The 17535-nt window shown below is 45.6% G+C and carries 17 protein-coding genes; 15 read left to right on the top strand and 2 right to left on the bottom strand.

Features of this window, described 5'->3' with window-relative positions; all coding sequences use genetic code 11:
- Window positions 1–92: 92 nt before the first annotated feature.
- Both RAC89_RS27055 and paiA read left to right on the top strand, forming a co-directional pair.
- Window positions 93–545, top strand: a complete 453-nt coding sequence (locus RAC89_RS27055) for a MarR family winged helix-turn-helix transcriptional regulator (protein WP_306616836.1) — start codon at window positions 93–95, stop codon at window positions 543–545.
- Between the two features lie 24 nt (window positions 546–569).
- Window positions 570–1097, top strand: a complete 528-nt coding sequence (gene paiA, locus RAC89_RS27050; protein ID WP_306616835.1) for a spermidine/spermine N(1)-acetyltransferase — start codon at window positions 570–572, stop codon at window positions 1095–1097.
- 66 nt (window positions 1098–1163) lie between these two features.
- On the opposite strand, the gene RAC89_RS27045 is transcribed toward paiA, so the two are convergent.
- Window positions 1164–2246 (bottom strand): stalk domain-containing protein, encoded by a 1083-nt coding sequence (locus RAC89_RS27045; protein WP_306616834.1) that lies wholly within the window; start codon window positions 2244–2246, stop codon window positions 1164–1166.
- A gap of 189 nt (window positions 2247–2435) precedes the next feature.
- Between RAC89_RS27045 and RAC89_RS27040 the strand changes: the two genes are divergently transcribed.
- The 11 genes from RAC89_RS27040 (at window position 2436) to RAC89_RS26990 (ending at window position 14260) form a co-directional block, all read left to right on the top strand.
- On the top strand, window positions 2436–3158 hold the full coding sequence (locus tag RAC89_RS27040) for a hypothetical protein (protein ID WP_306616833.1): 723 nt from the start codon (window positions 2436–2438) through the stop codon (window positions 3156–3158).
- A gap of 245 nt (window positions 3159–3403) precedes the next feature.
- The gene (locus RAC89_RS27035) at window positions 3404–4087 is read left to right on the top strand and encodes a response regulator transcription factor (RefSeq protein WP_306616832.1); all 684 of its coding nucleotides are present in this window, start codon (window positions 3404–3406) and stop codon (window positions 4085–4087) included.
- Window positions 4088–4238: 151 nt separating this feature from the next.
- The gene (locus RAC89_RS27030; RefSeq protein ID WP_306616831.1) at window positions 4239–5126 is read left to right on the top strand and encodes a sensor histidine kinase; all 888 of its coding nucleotides are present in this window, start codon (window positions 4239–4241) and stop codon (window positions 5124–5126) included.
- 181 nt (window positions 5127–5307) lie between these two features.
- Window positions 5308–6093, top strand: coding sequence for an ABC transporter ATP-binding protein (locus RAC89_RS27025; RefSeq protein ID WP_306616830.1), 786 nt, complete (start codon window positions 5308–5310; stop codon window positions 6091–6093).
- Window positions 6094–6109: 16 nt separating this feature from the next.
- Window positions 6110–8008 carry an ABC transporter permease gene (locus tag RAC89_RS27020; protein ID WP_306616829.1) on the top strand — a complete coding sequence of 633 codons (1899 nt, stop codon included), beginning with the start codon at window positions 6110–6112 and terminating at the stop codon, window positions 8006–8008.
- A gap of 42 nt (window positions 8009–8050) precedes the next feature.
- Entirely contained in the window at window positions 8051–8383 is a 333-nt protein-coding gene (locus RAC89_RS27015) for a YxeA family protein (protein WP_306616828.1), read from the top strand.
- Between the two features lie 177 nt (window positions 8384–8560).
- The gene (locus RAC89_RS27010; RefSeq protein ID WP_306616827.1) at window positions 8561–8845 is read left to right on the top strand and encodes a VOC family protein; all 285 of its coding nucleotides are present in this window, start codon (window positions 8561–8563) and stop codon (window positions 8843–8845) included.
- A gap of 162 nt (window positions 8846–9007) precedes the next feature.
- Window positions 9008–10447 (top strand): spore germination protein, encoded by a 1440-nt coding sequence (locus RAC89_RS27005; RefSeq protein WP_306616826.1) that lies wholly within the window; start codon window positions 9008–9010, stop codon window positions 10445–10447.
- Window positions 10448–10454: 7 nt separating this feature from the next.
- The gene (locus RAC89_RS27000; RefSeq protein ID WP_306616825.1) at window positions 10455–11597 is read left to right on the top strand and encodes a Ger(x)C family spore germination protein; all 1143 of its coding nucleotides are present in this window, start codon (window positions 10455–10457) and stop codon (window positions 11595–11597) included.
- A 53-nt stretch (window positions 11598–11650) separates the two neighbouring features.
- Window positions 11651–12727: a GerAB/ArcD/ProY family transporter gene (locus RAC89_RS26995; protein ID WP_306616824.1), complete on the top strand. Its 1077-nt coding sequence runs from the start codon at window positions 11651–11653 to the stop codon at window positions 12725–12727.
- A gap of 243 nt (window positions 12728–12970) precedes the next feature.
- The gene (locus tag RAC89_RS26990) at window positions 12971–14260 is read left to right on the top strand and encodes an endonuclease/exonuclease/phosphatase family protein (protein WP_306616823.1); all 1290 of its coding nucleotides are present in this window, start codon (window positions 12971–12973) and stop codon (window positions 14258–14260) included.
- On the opposite strand, the gene RAC89_RS26985 is transcribed toward RAC89_RS26990, so the two are convergent.
- Entirely contained in the window at window positions 14244–15080 is an 837-nt protein-coding gene (locus RAC89_RS26985; protein WP_306616822.1) for an AraC family transcriptional regulator, read from the bottom strand. The two genes, RAC89_RS26990 and RAC89_RS26985, sit on opposite strands and share 17 nt — an antisense overlap.
- Before the next feature lie 232 nt (window positions 15081–15312).
- Here RAC89_RS26985 and RAC89_RS26980 point away from each other — a divergent pair, with 232 nt between their 5' ends.
- Window positions 15313–16680 carry an ABC transporter substrate-binding protein gene (locus RAC89_RS26980; RefSeq protein WP_306616821.1) on the top strand — a complete coding sequence of 456 codons (1368 nt, stop codon included), beginning with the start codon at window positions 15313–15315 and terminating at the stop codon, window positions 16678–16680.
- 36 nt (window positions 16681–16716) lie between these two features.
- Window positions 16717–17517 carry an endonuclease/exonuclease/phosphatase family protein gene (locus tag RAC89_RS26975; protein WP_306616820.1) on the top strand — a complete coding sequence of 267 codons (801 nt, stop codon included), beginning with the start codon at window positions 16717–16719 and terminating at the stop codon, window positions 17515–17517.
- Window positions 17518–17535: the final 18 nt, after the last annotated feature.

Genomic DNA, 17535 nt, shown 5'->3' with positions numbered 1-17535 from the left:
TTTTTTATTGCAAATGCAATAAAATTAGGGTAAATTAAATGCATGCTTTTTTGTTGCATTTGCAATAAAATGATGTGCCGAGGAGTGAGGTTATGAAGGAAATTCTTCGTGAAATTGGAATGATAGCAAGGGCATTGGATTCTATAAGCAATGTAGAGTTTAAAGATTATGACCTTACCAAAGGGCAGTATTTGTACCTTGTGCGAATATGTGAAAACCCGGGTATGATTCAAGAAAAGGTAGCTGAGATGATCAAAGTAGACCGAACAACGGCAGCTCGTGCTATCCAAAAACTCGAAATTAACGGCTTTATTGAGAAGAAAGAAGATCCACATAACAAAAAGATTAAAAAGCTGTTTCCAACAGAGAAAGGGAGCAATGTTTATCCTTTTATAAAAAGAGAACATGAGTATTCCAATATCGTTGCATTAGAGGGATTCTCCGAAAAAGAAATAGACACTGTGTTCAATCTTCTTCAAAGAATAAGAAAAAATATAGAAAAAGACTGGGAATTTGTAAAAAGGGGAAACAAGCGAAACTATTGATTGCATAAAGGAGCGATAATTTACATGACTATAAGCATAGAAAAGTGTACCCTCGAAAATTTACAAATCCTCCAAGAAATAAGTACTGAAACATTCAACGAAACATTTAAGCACCTGAATTCGCCTGAAAATATGAAAGCTTATTTGGAAAAAGCGTTTAACTCTAAGCAGTTGGAAAAGGAATTGTCCAATAGCTCTTCAGAATTCTTTTTCATCTATTACAAGGAAGAACTCGCTGGATATTTAAAGATAAATTGGAATGATGCCCAATCCGAACAAATGGGTGATGAGTCGCTTGAAATTGAGAGGATTTATATAAGACACAATTATCAAAGAAAAGGGCTTGGGAAGTATTTAATAAACAAAGCGCGGGAAATAGCCACAAAGGAAAACAAAAAGATGATCTGGTTGGGAGTTTGGGAAAAGAACGAGAAGGCAATTGACTTTTATGAAAAGGAGGGTTTTGTACGAACGGGAGCTCATTCTTTTTATATGGGTGATGAAGAACAAATTGATTTGATAATGACCAAAACACTGATGGTTGAGCTATAATCGGGAATCATAAAAAGCCCATGAAATCCAACGCAGGGTTGAATTTCATGGACGCTTGGAAATCGCTTATCTTCTAGCGTTGAAGCCGATAAAAGCTTTGGTGTTGAAATCGAACACGACGGTCAAAGGTCCAAGCAGCTCGTCTTGGTCCGTGTTGTAAGTTACCGTCACAAAGTTTCCGTTTGCAGCTTGAACATCCGCGAGCAATTTCCTCTGCTCGTCTGTAGCAGCTATGACACCAACCTCTTTAGAGGAGACAATCTGAACGGCTGCCTCGTCTTGCTTCGTCGTAATATGGGAGGCTTGCTCATTCACTTGAGCCCATGCCAGGTTGCGGTATTCCTGCGCTGTCTCCGGCGACATTTTCAGCGCTCCTGTAACAGGCGCTTGAGCTTGAACGACTAAGAGGAAAACAGGGCTTTGAGGAGGAAGGCTTCTCGTCTCGAATGGACCGTAATAGGCTTTTACTTTCATGCCGGCTTTCAAATCCTCCCAATTCAAAGACTCGCCCTGGGATGTCATGACGCGAGTTTCCTTACCTGCGTTCAGTACCAAAGCGTCGCCTAATTGAACTCGCCAGCCGTCATCCGTACGTTTAACTTCTTTGATGGTATCTTCTTTGACAGCACGATCTGCGTGAACATGAATTTTTACAGCCTGCGCTTGGCCAGGGAAGCTCATCGCCATGGCGGGTCCGAACTCGGCATCGATTTGTGTTCCGGCTTTCAAATCGGCAGGGGTTAACGTTTTGCCGTCCAGGCTTTTCATATCTGTCGATTGGTCTACAGTCAAAATAACCCATGTGCTGCCTAGTAGTTCGATGCGATATTTCCCGTCCTCGTTAGCCTGCACGTTTACGATCACACCGGATGCACGCATCAGGTCAACCGCTTCGTCGAGCTCGATTTCTTTGTTCGCTTCATCGTAATTTACAGTATATCCAAGCTTAGCCGCAGCATCGCGCACCGGAATATACGCTTTTCCATCGATATAGACAGGCGTAAGCGTGCTGTCTTGCCCGTTAACAAGCACTTTTACATCTTTTTGTAAGTAACCTGTGACCTTTTCTACCAAATCTTCCGCTCCGACTGCGGCCGTCGTGCCGAGTATCCCAGTCAAAGCTAATAATACAGATAGTTTCTTTTTCATAACATAAGCTCCTTCCGATTCCAAGTTTTAGCGTCAATCAAGTGACAATCCACCAGACGGAAGTCAGTTCGAATAGGTTGCAGTTGTCCAAAATTATGTTTGAATTTAGTGGATCTGAAATTTAGGCCAATCCAGTGAAAACAAATCGGGTGTTTCTTTCGTCAGGAAGTAAAAGGAGTGAAGAACACCATGAGAAGTACTTTGTGGCAGGTTGTCCTATTATCGATCAGTGTTGCTCTGTCCGGGTGTGCGATAGAAGAAGCTCAGCCACCGGTGAAGGTTGTTGAATTGCCGCAATCCGAAAAGACGGATGAGGAAACGATAATTGGTTTGGTGGAAAGTTTCGGTAGTAAGCTTCAGATGGTATCACTTTCGGCTCCCAATGAACTCATTAGTAAGAATATGCAAGAGAACTATGGAAATCTGGTATCTCAAGAGCTTCTGACCAAATGGCAGAGTGATCCCGTGCATGCCCCCGGCAGACAAGTATCCAGTCCATGGCCAGACCGTATTGAAGTGCAAAGCGATGAAAAGGTTTCAAATGATATGTATCGAGTGAAAGGCCAAATCATTGAAATCACCAGCAGCAACGGGATTGCCTCTAAGCGGACTATACTTGCCGAGGTGAAAAAGATAAACAATCGCTGGCTCATTACGAATGTCGAGCTTGGCGTTAATGAGGAAGACAAATCCGTTGATTATGTGAATACTGAATATGGATTTCATTTCCCATTGCCGGATAGCTGGAAAGGGTTTGCGATTGTGACGGACGAATGGAACGGCTTAGTGCCAGGGGGATCGGGTGGTGAAAAGGTTGTTGAAAAGGGGCCTTTCATCAGCATCAGACATCCTCTATGGAAGAAGGAAAGCGCTAGGCAGGACATTCCTATTATGATATTTACGCACGCCTAATGGAACTCGCTGCAGCAAGGAAAATTTCACATAGGAGCGGCTCCAATAGGGCCGAGCGAGCTGGGCCGCAATTCACAATATGTTTTTGCACTCCCGGCGCGTTACAATTTTGCCTTCCCGACGGGATATGAAGAAGTGGAAAACATTCTAAATAAGAAGCCTCTTCAACCGATGGAAGCGTCTAAATAAAAATGAGTCCTTAGTCGGCTGCTTAGCATGGTTTGAGAGAATGGAGTGCACATCGAATGGATATGAACATTTTCATTGTCGAGGACGATTCCTCCATAGTTGATTCTCTAAAAGGAAGGCTGGAGAAATGGTCTCTCCATGTCACAGGACCCCAAAATTTTGAGGACATCATGAGCGAATTTATTAAAGAACAGCCTCATCTAGTTATTATGGATATTCAACTTCCAAGGTATGACGGCTTTCACTGGTGCCGGGAAATCCGTGCCATATCGAAGGTTCCCATTTTATTTTTATCTTCAAGAGACCACCCGATGGATATGGTAATGGCCATGAACATGGGAGCGGATGACTATATCCAAAAACCGTTCAACATGGATGTGCTGCTTGCCAAAATTCAAGCCATTCTTCGCCGTGCCTATGCCTATGGAGAAGAGCCGGCAGATATTATCGAATGGAACGGTGCATTATTGAATATGAATCGCGGCACGCTCCGCAAGGATGGAACAGAAGTCGAATTGACGAAAAACGAGTTTTTTATCCTCGCTATCCTCGTCAAGGCGAAGAACGAAATTATTCCGCGTCATGAACTGATACGAAGGCTATGGGAGGATGAGCACTTCGTCAATGATAATACGCTGACAGCGAATATAACACGATTACGCCAGAAGCTGGCCGTCATTCGATTGGAAGAAGCTATCGTTACGAAGAAGGGGCTCGGCTACATGGCGACCTCTTTGTAAGGAGGCGAAATAGAGAGTGTTTATACGGTATGCCGGTAGTATGAAAAGCTGGGTTTTTTTGTTTTTGATCCTGCTTGGATTCACAGATTTACTCATTTTTCTTGATAAAGGGATATCATTAAGAACCAGTTCTCTTGTCTATTTGAATACCATGTTTCTAATCATGTTTACTGTCTTCTTTGTATGGCGCTGCATGAAAGAAATGAAATACATCAGAGCACTTGATGCCATCGCCAAAGAAATGAATGACGATTGGCTTGAAACCTTACCAAAGCCTGATCACTTGCGGGACGAGCTGGTGAGCGAAGTTTTGTACGCAGCCGATCGCTTCAGTAAACGAAAGCTAACGGATTTCAAATTGGCTCACAGGATGGAGAACGACCATATAGCTTCATGGGTGCACGAAATAAAATCGCCCCTTACTGCTATGAAGCTAACCATCGATGCGAATCAAAGCGATCCGATTATGCGCAAAGTGGAAGCCGATTGGTTACGAATCCATTTGCTGGTAGATCGGCTGCTGTATATTACGCGACTGCCTACCCTAGAGTCGGATTATGTATTGGAGGAAACCGTCATTCAGCGGCTTGCAGCGAAAGAAGTCCGTGATTTGGTCTCATGGTGCATGGAGAAGAACATTGCGGTCGAATTCGAAGGGGAAGATGCGGAGGTGATTACTGATATCAAGTGGTGCCGGTTTATTATCCGCCAGCTAGTAACGAATGCTGTGAAATATAGCCCGGAAGGCGGAACCATTCGTATTTCGACGGAGGTTAATCACGCCGGCAATGTAATCCTGAGCGTATCTGATGAGGGTCCTGGAATTCAGGCACATGACCTGCCTCGCATTTTTGACAAAGGGTTTACAGGGGGAAACGGGAGAATTTACAATGCAGCGACCGGCCTTGGCCTATATCTTGCCAGGAACGCTGCTGACAAAATCGGAATTACGCTAGAAGCGCAATCCGATCAAACAAAAGGAACCGTCGTACGGATGATGTTTACAACAAAGAATGACTTTGAAGCTACCCGAAAATGATGATTAGCTTTAAGGAAGCGTATGAAAGCAGCTTGGGATTCTCCCTGTCTGCTTTTTTTATTTATATAAGTTCTCAACATGACAATATTGTAACCTTACCGCTCACACATATCATCTAGATCGAGCGACACCGTTAGCTGGGCATAATACAATATAGCTATAGCCAACTTGGAGGTCAGATATGAATCCGATATATTCGCATAAAACCATGCTGCATGCCCAGAATGTGCACAAATCCTACGGGTCCAAGGGCAGCGTTCAGAAGGTATTAAAAGGGATCGATCTTCGCGTAACGGAGGGTGAATTTGTAGGCATCATGGGGCCGTCGGGGTCAGGCAAGACTACCCTGCTGAACGTTCTTGCCACGATTGACCGTCCGACAGAAGGAACGATTCTCATTGAGGATGCAGATGTTTCCAAAATGAGAGACGCCGAACTATCCGCCTTCCGCCGCAGCAAACTGGGGTTTATCTTTCAAGATTATAATTTGCTGGATACGTTGACAGTTAAGGAAAACATCCTTCTTCCCATGTCCCTCGGGAAAATGAATAAAACTGAAGCGGAAAACGAATTCAATTCGATCGCGAACATTCTCGGTATAAAAGAGCTGGAGCACAAATACCCTCATGAAATATCAGGAGGACAAAAACAGCGGACTTCTGCCGGCCGCGCCCTCATCCATAAACCTTCCTTGGTCTTTGCCGATGAACCGACGGGAGCACTTGACTCCAAATCGGCTTCTGCCTTGTTAGGCACCATAGCGGTTCTCAACAAAGAACGTAAGGTTACCATTGTGATGGTGACTCATGATCCCGTCGCCTCAAGCTATTGCAGCCGTGTTGTTTTTTTAAAGGATGGAATGATCTACTCGGAATTATACCGCGGCGATAAAACGAGGCAGTCCTTCTTCAAAGATATTATCGATGTACAAGCGATCCTCGGGGGTGATACGGTTGACATTATTTGAGCTAGTCATTCGTAGTATGCGAAAAAATATTAAGCACTATTATCTCTACTTTTTCGCACTTATTTTCAGCACCAGCCTCTATTTCGTTTTTACCACCCTACAGCATGATTCTTCCATTGTAGGGATGATGAATTCGGATGTTAACTTCGCCGCTTCCTTTCAAGTGGCCGGCATGTTGCTGCTCCTGATTGTGACGGTGTTTACAATTTATGCGAACAGCATCTTTCTGAAACGCCGAAGCAGGGAAATCGGGTTATATCAGTTGATCGGCTTGACAAGGAAGGGGGTTTCACGATTTCTGATCATCGAAAATGTCCTTCTTGGTGCGGGGGCGCTTCTTCTTGGGATTGGCAGCGGCGCGCTTGTATCCCGGCTATTTCTTCTCATTCTTATAAAGCTTTTAGGTTTTGAGGGATTGATCTCGGTGAAGTTCTCTTTCCCTGCTATTATGCAAACTGCCGTCGTTTTTGCTGCACTAATCGTACTCACTTCGATACAGATGCTGCGAACGGTTTATCGCTATACACTGCTCGAGCTTTTTCACGCTGAGAAACAAGGCGAGCATCCTACAAAGCCCAAAACCATTGTGGCAGCGATCCTTGCTCTGCTCGGTATCGCCCTCATTTCATTTGGCTATCAGCTTTCAGGGCATATGGTTAACGACATGCTGTTCTTTAACATGATTGGAGTTCTTATGTCGACGGTCGCAGGTACGTATCTATTGTTCCGCGTCACGATTGGCTGGCTTTTCTTTCTGTATCGAAAAAGCGCAAATGGACACCTCGGATTGAGGAATGGCTTATCGCTCGCACCCCTTATGCACAGGATGAAAGCGAATGCCAACTCGCTAACCTTAATCACCGTGCTTTCGGCAATGACCCTGACGATGGTCGCTATGGCCTACTCGTTATATTTCTCCGCTGAAAATGATACCCGTATCTTGCTGCCCTATGATTTTATTTTTGAAAATAACGAGGCGGATTCAAGGAAGTTCAGCGAGGATTTGAATAGGGAAGGTATAAGCTTCGTTCATAAACCGGTTGAAGCCGTGAGGTTTATGGGGACAATCCGAGATGCAAACAGTACCTCGAAAGGGGATGTCCAAAGGCTGCTTTTTCTTCCGGCGGAACAGCTTCCGGAAGCGGGGGATAACTTGCAGGGAGCCGGAAAAGAGGAAGCGATTATTTTTGATGGTCGGGTAAATCTTAAGGGATCGAGCCATGAGGAGCAAATGAAATTTCCAAAGGAAATTGAACTAGAAAAAAACGGAGGTACGGATAAGCTTCGGGTGGCGGGACTCGTCAATAAATTTGCTATGAATTTTAATGTGTATGGTCTACAGCTTGTGACATCCGAGTCAACCGTAAAGGAGCTTAGGGAGAAGATGCATACCTCTCCTCAGTATGAAGCGATTCGATTTGATACGTATCGGGTTCCCGACAAGAATCAGCTCGCCCAAGCATCGGGCCTATATACGAAATATATTCCGGAAAAAAAATATATGCCTGATTTTTATAAGCAATACCAAGCTTCGCTCCAGACTTTCGGTTTGTTTATCTTCATATCCGGATTTCTTGGACTCGTCTTTTTGATCTCGACCGGCAGCATCCTCTATTTCAAGCAAATGACAGAAGCTGAACAGGAGAAGAGAAGCTTTGTCACGCTGAGGCAGCTCGGATTCGAGGTGAAAGACATCATGAGAGGCATTGTACGCAAGCAGCTTTTTGTTTTCGCTATTCCTCTATTAATCGGGCTTTCACATTCCATATTTGCCGTCAAAGCAGCCTCCGTATTGGTGCTGTCTACTATTGTCGTACCGTCGGCGATAGCAATGAGTGGGTACGCATTGATTTATTTCGTATTTGCAATGTTAGCGATTGGTTATTACAAGAAGATAGTGAAGAATGCAATGTAGGGCTTGATCAGTTCTTCAGCAAATGTAGAGGAGAGGTTATTTATGAAAAAAGGCGGGGCAGTTGCAGCCTTGGTACTTGTAATTCTGGCAGCTCTATTTATTGTGAATTTCAAAGACGTACTGGATCGCTTCAACCCTTTCATTACAAAAGAGTATGTTTATGTCCAAATTAATCAATCAGCGGAACCCGATCAAGGAAGATTCAGATACAAGCTTACAGGATACAACGAGGAAAGCAAAGAGAAAAAAGTCAATTTTACAACAAGCACCGAGCTGCCAAACGGAACCTATCTAAAAGTATTGGCAAAAGGGTCTTATGCTCAAGAATGGGAAAAGATCAAGCCTGAAGAAGTACCTAAGGGAATCCAATGGTGATGCTTTGTGGATAAGCGGATTCTTATAAAATAATATGAGGTGACTAAAATGGCATATAAATCAACTCACACGTTCATAAACCTGCCGGTGAAAGACTTGAACCGGACAAAGTAATTTTTTAGCAGTGTCGGCTTTGAATTCAATCCCCAGTTCTCCGGTGAAAACGCGGCATGCCTGGTGATCAATGACAACACATGTGTTCAGTTGCTCGCGGGGTCGTACTTTCAGACTTTCGTCAACAAGCCGCTTGTTGATGCTGCCAGTGGCGCTATTGGGATTATCGCGCTCTCTGCCAACAGTAGAGCGCATGCGGACGAGCTCGCGGACAAGGCGCTGTCTGCGGGAGGCAAACAGTCCAAAGAACCGGAGGAGCATGGGTTCATGTACGTGAGAAGCTTCGAGGACCTGGACGGGCATCTCTGGGAAATCGCCTACATGGACATGGGCGCGTACCCTCAGTAATAAACAACACGGTTATAAGGCTAGGCCATACAATGGCTTAGCCTTTTTAACATTGTGCCGCGCAAGGCATTTTATTAGTGAATGATTGTTTACACGAGAGTAATTTGTAGAACTTGGGGAAACATATTCCAGTAGGTGTCTCATTGAAGGGAGAGGAGAACCATGGAGGTTTGTAAAAAAATCACTGATAATCTCCATATGTTTGAAAACATATTCGAGAATTGCTCGGATATTGTGTTTCGTGAAATTACGATCCACGGCAAAACCAGAATCCTATTGATTTATGTTGACGGCATGATTAATACCGAGATGATTACGAACAATGTTCTAAAACCGTTGCTGTACAATGGATTGCCGCAAGGTCTAGGGACCATTGACAGTATTGCTCAGATGTGTGAGCAAGAACTCGTTTCCGTTTTGCAAAACAAGAAGCTCTCCAATTCTGATGAGATAGCCGAGAACATTTTAAAGGGAAGCGTGGCACTTTTTGCTGAGGAGGAAAGATTAGCTCTTCTTTTAAATTGTCCGAAGTTTGAAACGAGGGGCATAGAAGAGTCTACCAATGAGGCTACCCTACGGGGTACCCGAGAAAGCTTTACTGAGCATTTGCGAACGAATACGTCCATGCTGCGGAGGATCTTAACTACACCAAAACTCAAAATGGAGTCGCTTCAAATCGGAAAATTGACCAATACCGATGTAATCATCGCATATATCGATGGAATTGTTTCTACATCCGTGCTTACCCAAGTTCGCGAAAGAATTCATAAGATTCAACTCGATGGCATTCTTGAATCCGGATACATCGAAGAATCAATTGAGGATACTCATTTGTCCCCTTTTCCGCAAATGCTGGGCAGTGAGCGACCTGACGTTGTTTCCGCCGCCTTATTGGAAGGAAAAGTGGCTGTGTTAACCAGCGGCACGCCCAATGTACTAATCATTCCAATGACATTTTGGGATGGGTTGCAAGCGCCTGACGATTATTATGAGAGAGCCATGTATATCTCCATGAATCGGTGGATTCGATATATATTTGCCGCATTTTCTGTCCTATTTCCATCGTTATATGTAGCCCTTACCAATTTTCATCCGGAGATGGTCCCCCCTAAACTGATGTTAAGCATTGCCGGGCTTCGGGAAAAGTCACCATTTCCTACCGTGATTGAAGTATTAATGATGGAGGTCATGTTTGAGGGCTTGCGGGAAGCAGGAATTCGCTTGCCTAAACAGATAGGACCTCTCGTGAGTATTGTTGGGGCCGTTGTCATTGGTGAGGCTGCTGTCCGTGCCGGAATCATTTCCTCTCCTATAGTCATTGTCGTATCGGCTGCCGGTATTTCATCCTTTGTCATTCCTCGGTATCGATTCAGCATTCCGATGAGAATGTTACGATTTCCCGTGTTGATTCTGTCAGGGTTATTTGGGCTCTACGGCATTGCGATGGGCATCATCGCGATTCTCATTCACCTGATTCATCTTAACCCATTCGGTAAACCTTATCTTGCTCCGGCTGCACCGCGAATGACTCGAAGAATTCGGAATGTGTTTTTTCGATGGCCGCGAAAGCTTGCTGTACATAACGAGTTGGAAGGCGAGTGAACGATCAATGAAGAAAACAGCCGTAACCTGTTTTGTGCTACTATTCTTCGTCCTGGGTACCACGGGCTGTTGGAATCTTCGCGAGCCGGATCAACTCGCTTACATTATGGGAGCGGGGATGGATTACACGAAAGACGGTCAATTTGAAATCAGTTCTCAAATAGCGATACCCGCAAGTATCGGCGGCGAGCAAGGCGCTAGCGGTAACGATAAAAAAAGATTTTTAGTCGTGAGCGCTAGGGGGAAGAACATAATGGACGCAGGACAAAAATTGCAAGTACAGCTTTCGCGCAGCTTATTTTACGGTCATCGCCAAACCATCCTCATAGGACATCAAATGGCCGAGCACGGTATAGGCAATCTTGTCGATATGTTTGTACGTAATCCCAAATCCGAAATACGCTCAACGATTATTGTAGTCAAGGACGGTCAAGCGAAAGAAGCACTCTCCATAGAACCTAATTTTGACCCCTTTATCAGCACAACGTTTGTCCAGGGACAAAGCGTGGTAGGGATCAAACCCTATTATTACAGACAATTGTTAATTGATGCTCTAAGCCCAGAGTCTCAGCTGATGATCCCGGCGATTAGCCTTACTCCCTCAAAAAAATATGTTTATGCAGGTTCCGCTATTCTCAGGAAAGACGATGGGCTGAAATTGGTGGGGTATCTGAACGCAGAAGAGTCCTCTCTTGCTAATTGGATTGTGGGAAGACAAACGGACTTCACCATCACTTCTAACCTCAATCAAGGAGATGGAAACGTTAGTTTACGACTGCAGAAGCTGGACAACCATATCCTTGCAACGAAAAAAAACGAGAACATGGAAATTGCCATTCATCTCAAAGGAACCGGAACGGTAGTAGAAAACAATTCGAGTATGGATCCCTCCAAGCAAAACGAGCTTCAACTCATACAGGATCAGCTAAGCCAATCGACGCAGCAATCGGTAAAGCAAGTCATTGAAAAGGTGCAAAAGCGATACAAAGCGGATATTTTGGAATTAGGTGAAGAAATCCATCGGCAATACCCTATGGAATGGAAAACGATGCAGGGAAACTGGAATCGTGTTTTTCCCGACCTGCAAGTTACAGTCAAAGTTGAACTGAAAATCAAGGACCCGGGTCAAACGAATGTACCGATACTATAACGGTATTTACGTGATTTCATCGGCTAGGAGAGATAAAACGGGTGAGGCTAAAGTTGACGGGAGTACAAATATTCTGGATCGTTGTTACCATTGAAGTTGTAATGGCCGTTTGGTTAAGAATTGCGCCGGCGATTACAACTTCAAAACAAGATGCATGGCTGTCCATGCTTGTCGGCGGTTTCATGGGTATAGGTGTAACCTTTCTTGCCGTTCGCGTTAGCATGCTTCATCCAGGCCAAAGCTTAGCAATCTTCAGCCAAAAATTACTCGGGAAATGGTTAGGCAGGCTGATCGTCTTACCGTATGTTGCCGCTTGGTATCTATTGGCCGCTAATGTTCTGCGCACGTTTGGCGACTTTGTTCATTTGATTTTATTGGATAAAACACCGGTATGGATGATTATGCTGCTCATGACCATTTTAATGACGTATATAACATACTACTGCGGAATTCAGGGAATTGCACGATTTTGCGAAATCGTAGGCCCAATTATTATATTAACGTTGGTTATCAGTTTCATATTAAATGTACGCAATGTAGAATGGAAACAAATATTTCCCATCTATTTCGATTCCGGTTGGAGTCAAATTTTACAAGGATCCTATGCCCCCGCTTCCTTTTTCGCAGAATCCTTTATGTTGTTGGTGATCGTTTCTTACATGCAAAATCCCAAACACGCCCTTTCAAGATCGATGTACAGTATGGGTGCTGTCATATTCATGGTTATTGCGGCCACTTTCATGGTACTGTTAGTTTTCGGGCCCAATGTAGCGGCTAAGCTCCGATTTCCTTTTTTTATGCTGGTAAGATCGATTGATATTTTGAATTTCATACAAAACCTGGATATCTTCGTCATTTTTATTTGGGTTTTTGGTGTTTATGCCAAGCTCTCGTTTTACTTGTGTATTACCAGCTCGGAACTGGCAAATTGCATCCATGTGAAAGATTGGCGTAAGGTCATTTGGGTAGGTGCACCGATGATTTTTATCATTTCCTGTTTCATTCCAAACGAGTCGACCATTGAATTTTTGCATGAACTCTGGAGAATCCTTGTTATTCCCCTTTGCGGCGTGGGAATCCCCCTTTTATTGTGGATCATCACAGCGGTACAAAAGAAAACCGTTCAATAACTGGAGCGAATCGCGAAGCATAGTTGGATGATTTAAAACTCGGATAAAATCGGGGACATCTGTTGAAAGAAACCGGATCCTGTTTGATATTTCTTAATATAATTGCAGAATGGTGTAAAAGAAAACGGGGATCGTTTATGTTTCATATCTTCCTATCATGCTAGAATGAGCTTGTTGTAAGCGGTTCAATTTTGATGATGGGTGGGATGAATGATGTTGAAAAAGTGTTCCGTTCTTTTCTTGATGGTTGCGACTATTATGTTCCATTTTCGTGTGCCGGCGACGACGAGTGTAAGCGCGGCGGTACTGCCAGGCAGCTACAGTTTGAAGCTCATGACCTTTAACGTAAGGAAAATGACAGCGGACGACGGTACCTCGAACTCCTGGAGCAACCGGAAAAACATAGCTGTCCATGCAATTGACAGCTTCGGTCCTGACGTTATGGGCTTGCAGGAGGCGGATAAAGCTCAAATCGATTACTTTATAGCAAACAGCAGCGGAACTTACCAGTCGATTGGAACATCCCGCGAAGGCTCGACGACGACCGGCGAATTTAGCAATATCATGTACAAGTCGGATAAGTTCAACTTGCTCAACTGGGGGGAGTTCTGGCTTAGCGAAACTCCGGACGTGCCGGGCTCCAAAAGCTCCTTGGACACAGAATACCCAAGAATGAGCACCTGGGTAAAGCTGCAGGCGAAGGACAATGCCAATGCTGTCTTTTACTACTTCAATACACACTTCTCACTAGAGCTTGAAGCCGCAGAGCAGGCTGCCAATATCATGCTGAGCAAAGTAGCGGAGTATGTCAAGGCATCCGATGCTCCCGTGTTTATTGGAGGGGACCTGAACAGAACGGAGGTTTCTCCGGTATACGCCATACTTCAGAATTCCGCCTTTGACGATCTGTGGCGTACTGCAGGTAAATCGTTTGCGAATGACGGGACCTATTATGCTTTTACGGGTGATATTGACAGAGCGCACATCGACTGGATATTCGGGAAAAACGTTACCTCCGTTAATTCGATAGAGATCAACCGCTACAATGAAGGCGGTTTTTACCCCTCCGACCATTATCCGGTTAACGCGAGTGTGACCATACCATTAACGACGGATACGGCCGCCCGCCCGATCGGTCAAACCATTTGGCTCAAGGCGGCGAACGGCAACTATGTAAGCGCAAGGGCGAATACGGCGGATAGTCCGCTTTGGGCCTATGCATCCTCGGCCAATACGTGGGAGAAGTATGAAGTTGCGGACGCCGGCAACGGCTTCGTTTCCTTAATTGCCAAAGCGAACAATCTGTACGTAAGCGCGAGAATCACGACAACGGATATCCCTCTTCATGCCAAGTCGGCTTCTATAGGCTCGTGGGAAAAATTCATATGGATCGGGAACGGAGACGGTACCGTTTCATTCCGGGCGATCGCCAACAATAAACACGTATCTGCACGTACCAATGAGACTGACGCTCCTCTGGAGACGAGGATTGACTCCATCTCTTCATGGGAGAGGTTTACCTGGGGGAACTAGACGTCAGACTCGTAAGCTGGCTTCTATACAGGGCTGGAGTCATACCGTACTTCTCCTTAAACGCCCGGTGGAAGAACGTATAGCTCCTAAAGCCACAGCTGTCCGAAATTTGCTCGAGGGACATGGAGGTATATTTCATTCGTTCGACGGCACCGCCTAGACGAATCTCGAGTGCGTATTGAATCATGGACTTCCCATAGCACTCTTTGAAGAAATGAGCGGTACGCGATACGCTGAGCCCGACATATTTGGCTACATCCTCCACCTTGAACGTCTCGTACGCGTGCCTTTCGATGTAACGCTTCATGCGGGATGCTGTATAGGGACTGCTGTATTTACTCGAAGTGTCCGAAAGAGAACGGTCCAGGTGCAAACAGAGCAGGCGAAGCAGGTAAGATATGATTTCTGCGTTATAATCTCTGTACCGGCACTTCTCGGTAATGAGCTGCTCCCAGATAGATAGAAGCGTCTCGTCCCCTTCGATCCGGACCAGCAAGGGCCGGGAGGTGCGAAACCACCATTCGTCCATCCACTTTCCCCGGCAAAATAAAAAGTAATCTCCGCTCGATATTTTCGCTTCCTTCTCCGGATTGACGGGATCCGTCTCCTCGACCCTAAGTTCGTAAGGGGTTCCCGGTCTTACGAGAAGCAAATCGCCGGCGCCTATGCGATACGGGTTTCCATCAACGATGGCCACGCAAGTTCCCTCGGTTTGAAGCCGAATCAGATAGCTGGTCAGCTGTTCCTCTCGGCTTCCCTGATAATACCGGTCTTTATGATACGAATAGCCGCAAAGCAGCACGTCATCTTCTTGTTCCAAAGGATCACCTACTTTATATAGCAGAAAAGTGAATATGAATATTCTAACCGTAAACGCTTCCATAAGCAAATGTGTCTTCTATGTAGTCGCCTAATCGGAGCTGCCAGCCCGGATTTTCGAAAAAATATAGCAGAATAGTTTATCTATATGCCGCATTGATTATTCCCGGTTTCGGGGAGGTGGCTTACAATGAAACCTATACACACACCATACATTTTTGGAGGGGATTTGCTTGAACAAGATACAAAAAATAGGGGCATCGGTATTAACCTTGGCTCTACTCGGTTCACTTCTGGCGGGGTGCATGAGCGGTACGAAAGAGGCGGATAAGGGAGCAGGAACGGCTCCAGCGCCGGCTCCGCTGAAAGACGAGGCTCTTACGGATACGCCGGTGATGACGGATCCGATCAATCTTACGTTCTATAAGTTTTATGTCGGGCTGACGGATAAAGAATTCGATCAATACTTCGTACAGCCGCTGAAGAAGAAATATCCGAATGTGACGCTTACGCTTGTAAACAGCGGGTTAACCGGACCTCTCTCTCCGGAAAATATACTCCTGGCGGGCGTGGAGCCCGACCTGATCTTTACGAGCAATTACTCGTTCTCGATTTTCAAAAACTTAAAGTTGAATCAAAACCTGAACAGCTACCTCGAGAAGACGAAGTTCGACTTGAACCGCTTTGATCCTGCCATTGTGGAATCTCTGAAGAAATACAACGATGACGGCATCTATGCGATCCCGTTCTCCAATAACCTGGCAGCTCTTTTTTACAATAAAGATATTTTTGACAGGTTTGGGGTGGAGTATCCGAAGGAGCAGTCTACATGGGACGAAATCCTTGCCCTGCATAAGAAGCTGGTAAAGAATGACGGGGGCGTTCAGTACCGGGGAATCGTTCCGCCTGTTGCGAAGCAGTTCGGCGATCAGATGGCATTGTCTTATGCCGATAACTCGACAAAGAAGGCAACGCTGGAGACGGACCAGTGGAAAAAGGCAATCAGTCTGTATAAACAGTTTTACGAGATTCCGGGTATGATCGAGGGAGACAAGCTTCCGACGGATAACAAAACCTTTTTCGAGGAACAGTCCACTGCCATGTACACCAATTGGGCGGACACAGCGCTGGCCAACCTGACGAAGCTGAACGATAATGGAACGCCGATGAACTGGGATATGACGACCTATCCGAGCTTTAGCGATGCGAAAGGCATCGGAAGAAGAGTCGACTTTCATCTGATGATGATGTCGGCCACGAGCAAGCATAAAGATCTGGTTTTTGATATTATGAGATACATGACCAACGAAACGATTCAGCTGGATATGACCAAGAATGCCAGAATGACTGCACTTAACAATGAGGAGATCAAGAAGCAATACGCTCAAGCCTTCAAAATCATGGAAGGGAAAAACCTGGCGGCTGCTTTGAAGTTCAAATCGGCAGGAGTAAAGCCGTCCGATTTTGACGCACCGATATCCGGCGTTGTGAACAAGGCGGGATACGATGTCGCGAACAACAAAACGGATGTCAACACCGCGCTGCGAACGGCGCAGGAGGAAGCGAACAAGATCATTGCCGAAGAGGCGGCCAAAAAGTAACGAAAAGCAAGGAATATAGGGAATGAGGGGAAATGGATGAACAACAACGTACAGTCTAATGGACTTAGAATCATGACCTTTAATTTGCGGACATCGACCGCCAAAGATTCGTATACGTGGGAGAGCAGGCTTCCTGCCGTCGTCCGTCTTCTGGAGGAAGAACGGCCTGACATGATCGGCACGCAGGAGGGCCATCTCCACCAGTTGGAAGATATTCGGAAAGGTTTGCCCGACTATGAATGGATAGGTGTGGGGCGGGATGCGGGCGGATTGGGCGAACACATGGCGATTTTCTACAATAAGCTGAGATTCAAGCCGCTCCGTCATCAGCACTTTTGGCTGTCCGATACTCCGCACGAGCATGGCTCCCGGACTTGGGGAAACCAATATACCCGAATGGTGACCTGGGCTCTTTTTGAAGATACGGTTACATCCCGCACATTCTATGTCGTGAATACGCATTACGACCATCAGGTTGCGGAAGCACGCCGTTTAAGCTCCGAAGCTCTCGTTCGCGAGACGGCGGGCTTCGATTCGGATGTTCCGGTATTCGTTACCGGTGATTTCAATTGCGATATTGGAAGCGAGCCATACCTCACTTTGATCGAGAATGGCCGATTCAAGGATGCGGTACAGGATGCGAAGGAGAGAATCGGCTACGAACGCTGCACGTTTCATAATTATTCGGGAACCGAGCAGGGCAGCAGCATCGATTGGATTTTGTACAGAGGCGGTGTGGACGTGAGCCGAAGCGAGAAAATCACCTTCCAGCTGGACGGCTGCTACCCGAGCGACCATTATCCCGTAACCGTCGACATCGCTTGGAAGAAGGATTAATCCGGCTATGCGGCTCCT

This window comes from Paenibacillus sp. GD4 (genome assembly GCF_030846225.1).
GTDB lineage: Bacteria > Bacillota > Bacilli > Paenibacillales > NBRC-103111 > Paenibacillus_G > Paenibacillus_G silviterrae.
This window is presented reverse-complemented; position numbering and strand designations above follow the sequence as displayed.

Bases quoted from the DNA above. Each gene is read 5' to 3' on its own strand.
- RAC89_RS27055 (WP_306616836.1), top strand. From the start codon at position 93: ATGAAGGAAATTCTTCGTGAAATTGGAATGATAGCAAGGGCATTGGAT.
- paiA (WP_306616835.1), top strand. From the start codon at position 570: ATGACTATAAGCATAGAAAAGTGTACCCTCGAAAATTTACAAATCCTC.
- RAC89_RS27045 (WP_306616834.1), bottom strand. From the start codon at position 2,246: ATGAAAAAGAAACTATCTGTATTATTAGCTTTGACTGGGATACTCGGC.
- RAC89_RS27040 (WP_306616833.1), top strand. From the start codon at position 2,436: ATGAGAAGTACTTTGTGGCAGGTTGTCCTATTATCGATCAGTGTTGCT.
- RAC89_RS27035 (WP_306616832.1), top strand. From the start codon at position 3,404: ATGGATATGAACATTTTCATTGTCGAGGACGATTCCTCCATAGTTGAT.
- RAC89_RS27030 (WP_306616831.1), top strand. From the start codon at position 4,239: ATGTTTCTAATCATGTTTACTGTCTTCTTTGTATGGCGCTGCATGAAA.
- RAC89_RS27025 (WP_306616830.1), top strand. From the start codon at position 5,308: ATGAATCCGATATATTCGCATAAAACCATGCTGCATGCCCAGAATGTG.
- RAC89_RS27020 (WP_306616829.1), top strand. From the start codon at position 6,110: ATGCGAAAAAATATTAAGCACTATTATCTCTACTTTTTCGCACTTATT.
- RAC89_RS27015 (WP_306616828.1), top strand. From the start codon at position 8,051: ATGAAAAAAGGCGGGGCAGTTGCAGCCTTGGTACTTGTAATTCTGGCA.
- RAC89_RS27005 (WP_306616826.1), top strand. From the start codon at position 9,008: ATGGAGGTTTGTAAAAAAATCACTGATAATCTCCATATGTTTGAAAAC.
- RAC89_RS27000 (WP_306616825.1), top strand. From the start codon at position 10,455: ATGAAGAAAACAGCCGTAACCTGTTTTGTGCTACTATTCTTCGTCCTG.
- RAC89_RS26990 (WP_306616823.1), top strand. From the start codon at position 12,971: ATGGTTGCGACTATTATGTTCCATTTTCGTGTGCCGGCGACGACGAGT.
- RAC89_RS26975 (WP_306616820.1), top strand. From the start codon at position 16,717: ATGAACAACAACGTACAGTCTAATGGACTTAGAATCATGACCTTTAAT.